Source organism: Arcticibacterium sp., assembly GCF_055134445.1.
Window position 1 is genome coordinate 1 of the sequence record NZ_JBSRVI010000085.1, and the last position, 8,546, is coordinate 8,546.

7 protein-coding genes are annotated in these 8,546 nt (G+C 38.3%); all 7 read right to left on the reverse strand.

Translation table 11 applies throughout. The features are described from left to right. A partial coding sequence (locus ACTBZY_RS11615) for a PKD domain-containing protein (RefSeq protein WP_463046511.1) occupies positions 1–1,218 on the reverse strand: 1,218 nt, incomplete at its 3' end. A 409-nt stretch (positions 1,219–1,627) separates the two neighbouring features. Next, on the reverse strand, positions 1,628–2,995 hold the full coding sequence (locus tag ACTBZY_RS11620; RefSeq protein ID WP_463046512.1) for an aldehyde dehydrogenase family protein: 1,368 nt from the start codon (positions 2,993–2,995) through the stop codon (positions 1,628–1,630). Then, positions 2,979–3,686 (reverse strand): gamma-glutamyl-gamma-aminobutyrate hydrolase family protein, encoded by a 708-nt coding sequence (locus tag ACTBZY_RS11625; protein WP_463046513.1) that lies wholly within the window; start codon positions 3,684–3,686, stop codon positions 2,979–2,981. The genes ACTBZY_RS11620 and ACTBZY_RS11625 overlap by 17 nt, the downstream gene beginning before the upstream one ends. 1 nt (position 3,687) lies before the next feature. Then, positions 3,688–4,824, reverse strand: coding sequence for an iron-containing alcohol dehydrogenase (locus ACTBZY_RS11630; RefSeq protein ID WP_463046514.1), 1,137 nt, complete (start codon positions 4,822–4,824; stop codon positions 3,688–3,690). A 12-nt stretch (positions 4,825–4,836) separates the two neighbouring features. Beyond that, entirely contained in the window at positions 4,837–6,195 is a 1,359-nt protein-coding gene (locus ACTBZY_RS11635; protein WP_463046515.1) for a glutamine synthetase family protein, read from the reverse strand. Positions 6,196–6,206: 11 nt separating this feature from the next. Then, positions 6,207–7,526, reverse strand: coding sequence for an ethanolamine permease (eat, locus tag ACTBZY_RS11640; RefSeq protein WP_463046516.1), 1,320 nt, complete (start codon positions 7,524–7,526; stop codon positions 6,207–6,209). 373 nt (positions 7,527–7,899) lie between these two features. Continuing rightward, positions 7,900–8,546, reverse strand: a 647-nt coding sequence (locus ACTBZY_RS11645; RefSeq protein WP_463046517.1) for a 3-coathanger stack domain-containing protein, incomplete at its 5' end; no start/stop codon positions are given.

Genomic DNA, 8,546 nt, shown 5'->3' on the forward strand with positions numbered 1-8,546 from the left:
CGCTGTGACTACTAAATTATGCTTGAAAACAACGCTAGTAGTTGCTGTATTGGTACAGCCATTGGCTGCCGTTACTGTTACGGTGTAGGTTCCTGCCGCATTTATAGTTGCTTCAGCAGTATTATCACCATTTGACCAGTTATAGGAAATACCACCAGAGGCTGTTCTTAGTACAGTATCTATTAAGCACGTTAAATTTTCTTCTCCCACAATCATAGGAGGCTGCGAATAATCTAATTCAATTTCATTAGATGGCAGACTAGACCCACACATATTAGTACAAAAAGCAGAATAACTACCTGGAATTGAAACTTCAATACTGTCCCCAAAATCACCATTACTCCATGAAATCGTTGCATCATTACAGCCTTTTGCGGTAATTGTGGTAACTTCTCCGTTACATATAGCTTTCTTATCTGAAATAAGAATTGGTGCATTTGGTGGATAAAAGGATTGAATTATTAAAGAATCGCTTTCCTTAGACCTACCACATATATTAGTACAAGTGGCTTTATAAATACCCTCTGGAGCCGTTATAGTTGATCCCGTAGCTCCGATATTCCAAGTTACAGTATCAAAGCACTTTGTAGCTTTAATTACGGCTAACTGATTTGGACAAATAAATAATGAGGCTGTATTAATAATTGGTGGATTGGGTATAGTTAGACGAGTTAAAGTTATAATATTTGAGTTTGTAGATTCTCCACAATCATTTTCACAAACAGCAGAATAATTACCAGGAACACTTACTGATATTGTTCTCCCTTCCATATTATTACTCCAAAGAACATTTCCATTACAATTATTACTAATTAATATGGCATTTTCACCTTCACATAATTCATAGCGAGTAGAGATGATATTGGGCACCATGGGTGAATTATCAATAATTTCGATAACATTGGAAGCCATACTTCTTATTCCAGATTCTATACAAAATGCAGAATACCTTCCTTCCAATTCGACATATATTGTATCACCAGTTTGACCATTTGACCATAACACACTGCCTATACAACCGCTCGCAAATAATTCTACATAACCTTGTGAACAGAGGGTTCCTACACTAGATATGCTTGGAGGGTTTGGAACAGATATATATTGAACTAAATTACTACTTACTAATGAGTTACTAAAAAATTGAGATAAGCCTTTTTCTAGAAAAATCCCATTATCGCCAAATTTATATAATAATGCATCTGAATTTATACTCTCCAAACTTTTGGCTAATGAAGAGTGACATAAAGAAAATATTATAAGTGTTATAAATGTGGACAACCTCATTGGGCAAAAGTATAGTTAAAACAATAATTGAAATAAAAGACACTTTTACCTAATTATTGTTACGTTTTCTTCTCTATTAGAAACCTCCTCAATTTTCGCACCGAAAACTGTGCCTAAATCGACTTTAAAACCTTGGTCTTAGATTACATAGTTACCAGTTACTTTGTTTTGAACATTGATAGTTTGTTTATTGTGTTATGTTCTCCTCTAGCACAAAATGTTATTATTGGTGACAATAAACTCAACTTTGCTGAAGTGATTGACCAACAAGCTAATTCTGGTATAAATGAGCCAACTATTACTTTGTAACTAGAACCGCTCGATTCTCATGCCACTTACTTTCTTATCCCCGTAAATGATAAGCCTTAGGTTTAGAAAACGCCCTTAATCCAGCATGCGAAAGGGAAGCTCCGAAACCTGAGTTTTTTCTTCCACTCCATGGTAAACCTGCCGAAACGCGGTCGCAACAATTCCAGTAGCCAGAACCGGAATCTATTTTTGATAAAATTTCTTCGGCTCTTTTTTGTGAAGCAGAATATACCGCTGCCGTTAATCCATACTTAGTATCATTCATTAATTCGGTGGCTTCCATATCGTTTGAGACTTTCATAATACCGATAATGGGTCCAAAGGATTCTTCTTGCATCACCAACATTTCGTTGGTCACATTGGCAAGTACGGTTGGCTCAAAATAGTTGCCGTCTCTTTTTATTCGTTTTCCGCCAGTCATAAGCGTAGCTCCTTTTTTCAAAGCGTCTTCCACTTGTGCTTCCAAAAGATTGAGCTGGTCGGCACGCGTAATGGCTGCGATATACACGCCTTCTTCCTCAGGATTACCTACTTTCCAAGATTTCACTTCATTGACAAAAGCCTCAAGATATTCCTCATAAACTTTCTCGTGAACATAAATTCGCTCTACGGCACAGCAGCTTTGACCATTATTATAAAATGCACCGTCTGTTGTTCCTATGGCCACATTTTTAACATCCAACACGTCGTCTGACACATAAAGTGGGTCTTTGCCTCCCAATTCTAATTGACAAGGCACCATTTTGGAAGCAACTTTTTGGTAAATAAGATCGCCTGTTTTGTGCGAACCAGTGAAAAAGTAGCCATCTAAAGGCATTTCGAGAAGCATATGGCCAACAGAACCTTCGCCAATGGCAATTACAAACTCATCATTTGGCACTCCTGCTTTATAAAGCAATTCCTGAATTTGAAGACCAGTTAGCGATGCGTATTCTGATGGTTTATAAAAAACTGCATTGCCAGCCAAAAGTGCTGGAACAATGACATTGATACCTACTAAATAAGGGTAATTCCATGCCGAAATATTACAGATAACACCCAATGGCTCGTAAGAGATTTTTTCTGTAAGTCCAGGCTCCTTATGCATGGTTTCATCACTGAGGTATTTTGAAGCGTTGCTTGTTAACCAAGCTATTCGACCTCTGCCACCATTGATTTCGTTTTTTGCTTGACCTAAAGGTTTACCAACCTCAGATGTTAATATTCCCGCAAGTGTTTCAATATTTTGCTCTAATAAATCACTGAACTTTTGAAGAATAGCAACTCGCTCTTCCAATCTCGTTTTTTGCCAGTCTAGTTGTCCAGATTTTAATCGAGTATATTTTTCATTCAGCGAGGCTGAAGTGTCTAATTTTATCTTAGAGATTTCCAGACCATTAGCTGGATTAATAATTGTCAGCATGTTCAAATTGTTTTGATGCATTGATAAAAGCTTCTTTTATGTTTTTTGTTGTAGGATTATCTTGGTCTGGCATACGCTCAGGGTGCCATTGCACTGCAACTAGAAAGTGTGATTGTGGTTGAATGGGCTCTATGGCTTCTATCAAACCGTCATCAGAAAAAGCTACTGCCTTAAAGTTCGTCGCAAGTTTATCTATGACTTGATGATGTGCCGAATTACATGTACCAACGGATTGCTTTATAATAGAATGCACCATAGAATCAGGGGAAATGGTTAAGCCATGAGTTTTGTCCTGTCCGTTTTCTCTGCGGTGATTTACATTTTTTTCTTCACCAATATCTATCACTAAAGTGCCTTTGAAAAATACATTTATCAATTGTAAACCACGGCAAATACCCAAAACGGGAATTTTATTTTCCATGCAGATTTGCAAAACATCGAGCTCAAACTGGTCACGCGTTTTCATGAACTCCGGCGGTGCATCGAAATAGCTTTCTGAATATTCTTTTAGAAAAAAGGAAGGATGCATGTCAATGCCACCTGAAAGGATAATTCCATGACAGGTATGGGCATCATCTAAGTTCGAGTTTTCAAAAGCGAGTTCTACTATTTCAATTTCTGGATTAGTTTGAGCTATCCATTTAGCATAGTTTTGATTATTGATATCTGCCCTTGTAATGCCAATTCTCATCTTATAATGCCTCCAGATATAGGTTTTTAAAATCTTCTCGACTCACTGGTTTTGGGTTGTTGGGATGTGCGAAATCCGCAATTGCCAAGTCTGCCAAAGTTTCGATATGCTCTTGTTTAACACCAATATCACGTAATTTATGTGGAATATTGATTCTTGAATTTAGGTCAAAAAGATAATTCACTACCGCCTCTCCTGAATGCTCCTTCAGTTCCAATGTTTGAGCCATGCGTTCAAACTTACTTTCAAATCCCTCTATATTGAATCGCATACCGTATGGAATATTCACCGCATTGGCCAAGCCATGGTGCGTGTCTAAAAGGGAGGATAATGGATGAGCCAAAGAATGCACTACGCCTAATCCTTTTTGAAAAGCAATGGCTCCCATCATAGAACCCATGAGCATATTGCTTCGCGATTCCACATCTGGATTTTTAGTAGCTTTTTCTAAAGATTTATGAATCAATGAAATTCCTTCCAAAGCTATGCCATCGCATAAAGGATGGTAGTTTTTAGCTAAAAAAGCCTCCATATTATGTGTCAAAGCATCCATACCCGTGGCGGCCGTGATAAAATCGGGCAATTCCATGGTGAGCATGGGGTCTGCAAATACTATTTTGGCCAACAATTTAGGCGAGAAAAGTATTTTTTTCTGATGTGTAACATCGTCAGAGATAATGGCCGACCTGCCCACTTCTGAGCCAGTACCTGAGGTAGTAGGAATGGCTATAAAATGCGGAACATCATTGGTAACATAGACATCGCCACCTATCAAATCATCATACTTAAAGAGATCTTCTCGATGGTTTATTCTTAATAAAATGGCCCTTGCCACGTCTATGGCTGCCCCCCCGCCGATACCAACAATACAGTCTCTATGGGTATTGTCATAGGTATCTGTTCCTTTATAAACGTCAGATTTAACCGGATTTTTTTGAATGTCTGAAAATGTTTCTACCGAAAGTCCGGCAGTTGTCAAGTCTGCGACTATGGCTTTGAAAAAGCTTAATTCACTTACAGTTTTATCTGTCACTAGAAGTGGCTTTGCTAATCCATTTTGTTTTAAATAAGAAGCCAACTCCTTCACCACGCCTGCACCGAATCGAATGGTAGTTGGAAAATTAAACTGAGCAATCATTATTAATTTGTTTTAGATTATTTCAAAATATCGTTTAAGCTCCCAATCGGTAACTTTTTTTGAGAATTCTCGCCATTCCCATTCTCTTGTTTTAGTAAAATGTCTTACAAAACCTTCCCCAAGTATTTCATTGGCTATTTTAGAATCTTTCATTTTATCGGAGGCATCTATCAGATTTTTAGATAATAACCCGTATTTGTCTTCTAAATACCCGTTTCCTATAGTTTTTGGCTGGTCAAGGCTTAGGTTATTTTTTATTCCGTAGAGCCCTGCGGCTAAACAAGCGGCAATGGCAAGATATGGGTTCGTGTCTGAGCCTACAATTCGGGTTTCTAATCGGCAAGGTTTTTCGCCAGCTGGCAATGCTCGTAATGCAACCGTTCTATTATCAAGACCCCAAGTGAGGGTTGTTGGAGCCCATGCACCTTCCACTAAACGCTTGTAAGAATTCACAGTTGGGGCAATCATGGGAAGAATTTCAGGAAGACAAAGCAATTGTCCGGCAATATATGACCGCATGAGCTCACTCATTTGATGTTCTTTTTTAGCGTCAAAAAACAGATTGTTCTTTTGTTCTTTATCCCACAAACTTTGGTGAATATGTCCACCACAGCCTGGCAGGTCTTCACTAATTTTAGCCATAAAAGTGGCAATGATGCCGTGGCGATAAGCTATTTCTTTTACTCCTGTTTTAAATAATATTGCTCTATCTGCAGATTCAATGGTTTTGCCGTATTTTATGGCTGCTTCCATTACTCCTGGACCCGTCTCCGTGTGCAGACCCTCAATCGGGATATCGAATTTGGTCAATAGGTCAAAAAGCTCATTGAAGTAATCGCTTTTTAAAGAGCTACGCAAAAGCGAATAGCCAAACATCCCAGGTGTGGTCGGCTTTAAATTCTTAAAGCCTTTTTCATTAAGGCTATTTGGCGTTTCTTCAAAATTAAACCACTCAAATTCTTGCGAAAGGAACGGGGTATAACCCATGTTTTGTGCTCTTTTCTCAATGCTCTTTAGCAATTGTCTAGGACAAACCGGATTTTCATCCGTGTCTTTTTCTACCAATTCACCTAGAAAAAAAGGAAGGTCATTTTCCCAGGGTATTTTGCGAAAAGTACTTAAGTCAATGGACGCCTCAGCATCTGGATATCCCGTATGCCAACCCGTATAAGTTACGTTATCATAACATACATCGGCCATGTCCCATCCAAAAACCACACTGCAAAAACCAAATGATTTTTGAGCAACGGAGAGAAACTTTTCTGTTGAAATGTATTTTCCCCTCAATATTCCATCAATATCACTAACGGCAACTTTAACTTTACCAGCGGGATGGTTTTTAATATATGCTAGAATTTCAGAATCGGTCATAGGATATTGTATTAGAAGGGCTTGTAAAATTGCTTAAACAAACCGAAACTTAAAAGTAAAAAACCAAAGTAGTATAAAGCCAATGTGGCGTTGAAATATACCAAAGCTATGAGACAAATGAAACTGATTATCAGGGCCAGTCCCGGCATGACAGGGTAAAGAGGAACTTTAAAAGGTCTATGAAGCTTAGGTTCTTTTATTCTTAATTGGAAAAAGGCCAGCATAGATATGACATACAAACTAAGAGCTCCAAAAACGGCTATGGTTATTATTTCGCCCGTTTTGCCTGTCAATATAGCGGTTAGGCCTACGAGCATATTTGCTATTAAGGCGATCGCTGGCGTTTGAAAACGTTTATTTACTTTCCCTAAAAAAGCAGGGGCAAAATTCAGTTTTCCAAATTCCATGGTAGCTCTGCCTGAGGCTAAAATCAATCCATGAAAAGAGGCTATTAAACCAAAGATTCCTATGCTGATTAGCATATGGTAAAGCCAACTGGACGTGCTAACAATTTTGCCCATGGCTAATGGAAGTGGTGAATCAGAAATGGAACCATCTATGTTATAAACTATTTGTTCCCAACCGCCCACACCGATGGCAGAGAAAAAAACCAAGACACATAAAATGGCTAAAGTTAGAATAGCAGATCCAAAACCTTTTAAGATGTCTTTTTGTGGGTTTTTAGTTTCTTCAGCCACATTGGCTACGCCTTCAATGCCCAGAAAAAACCAGATGGCAAAAGGTAAAGCGGCAAAAGCACCCGACCAACCATTTACGAAAGGTTTTTGAATAAATGCCTCTTTTGAGAAATGAGGTAGGGTAATACCAGCGAACAAAAGAAGTTCAAAAACCGCTAAAACTGTAATCAATAGTTCGAAAGTGGCAGCGGCTTTTATCCCATAAATATTTAAAGCAGTAAAAATGAAGTAGGCTACAAAGGCTGCATAAATTACAGGAATCTCAGGAAATGATAAATTGAGGTAGGTACCTATGGCTATTGCAATGGCAGGCGGAGCAAATACAAATTCAATTATTTGTGCTAAGCCTGCCAGAAATGCTAGGTTTTTTCCGAAAGCTCTGTTAACATAATCAAAACCGCCACCGGCTTTTGGAATGGCACAAGCCAATTCGGTATAAGAAAAGCTAAAACAGACATACATGATGATGACTAAAAACGTTGCGGCAGCCATACCAAATACTCCGCCTTTTTCTAGACCTAAATTCCAGCCGAAATACATGCCTGAGATTACATATCCAACACCCAAACCCCATAATAGGATGGGTGAAAGTGTTCTTTTTAATGTGGTTTCAGGTTTCGTTTTTTGTTGCATTTATATTTCTGTGTTAAGTTAAGCTTAAATTGATATATATCCATGGAACATTTTGCTACCTAATGTCTGATTTTTTTTTTCTTAAATCAGTTACAAAATCTACCAGTGCCTGATATAATACCTCATCCTTAATTCAACACTAGTTCCAAATTGACGTAATATCGGAAATAATGAATTAATATTCTAGGAGTTAATGAATGGGAAAAGCCGCCAAAGCATTATCAGATTTGGTGACTTTGGATACAGACTAAGAAACCTTATTTGCGTTTATAGGCTTTAACGCATTTCGAACAATCTTAAACACATTTCAGTCAATAGTGGGGCAGAAATATTTCCTGCCCCACTATTGACTTTTATAGTACTTATTCGCTATTTACTGCGGACAAACCGCTTCAATCTTCGCACTGAAAACAGTACCGCCATTTGCCGTAAATCCTGGCTCTAATAGAATATGATTTCCAGCCTTATAACTCACATTAGAACTACCATTTACTTTATTGGTAGCATTTATGGCTTGCACCGCTTTCTCCGTTTTTGTCAAATTCAAAATGTCATTTGTAGGTGATACTAAACTAACATTAGAAGAAATAATGGAGAGACTTCCAGAGGCCGATGATGAAACCATGGGTGAGCTAGAACGAACCACCACTTTGTAGTTTGAACTACTAGGTCGATTATTTGGAATAGTACAAGCTATACTAGTCGGGTCTGAGGAGCTTCCTATCAATATCTGATTCCCAAAGTTTCCGTTTTGGTCGGATAGATATGCTTGATATACATTTCCTACATTGAAACTAAATACGCCTGAGGTTGTAGAAGAAACCGTAAGACTGGTACCCGCACATATAGCATTCGTTGATAGCGTCGGGCTTGTGATTGCTCTATCCCCACGCACTATAGAAAAGTGTAATTCATCTGGCCCTACTACTACATTGCCTTGAGAGTTATTTTGGTCAAAGCCTCTAGCTATGAACGTATAATAATTAGCTTCAAATGCTTCTCCTGATGCTACACCATTGG

Coding starts and splice junctions, on each gene's coding strand:
- ACTBZY_RS11620 (WP_463046512.1), bottom strand. CDS start 2,995: ATGCTGACAATTATTAATCCAGCTAATGGTCTGGAAATCTCTAAGATA.
- ACTBZY_RS11635 (WP_463046515.1), bottom strand. CDS start 6,195: ATGACCGATTCTGAAATTCTAGCATATATTAAAAACCATCCCGCTGGT.
- eat (WP_463046516.1), bottom strand. CDS start 7,526: ATGCAACAAAAAACGAAACCTGAAACCACATTAAAAAGAACACTTTCA.
- ACTBZY_RS11625 (WP_463046513.1), bottom strand. CDS start 3,686: ATGAGAATTGGCATTACAAGGGCAGATATCAATAATCAAAACTATGCT.
- ACTBZY_RS11630 (WP_463046514.1), bottom strand. CDS start 4,824: ATGATTGCTCAGTTTAATTTTCCAACTACCATTCGATTCGGTGCAGGC.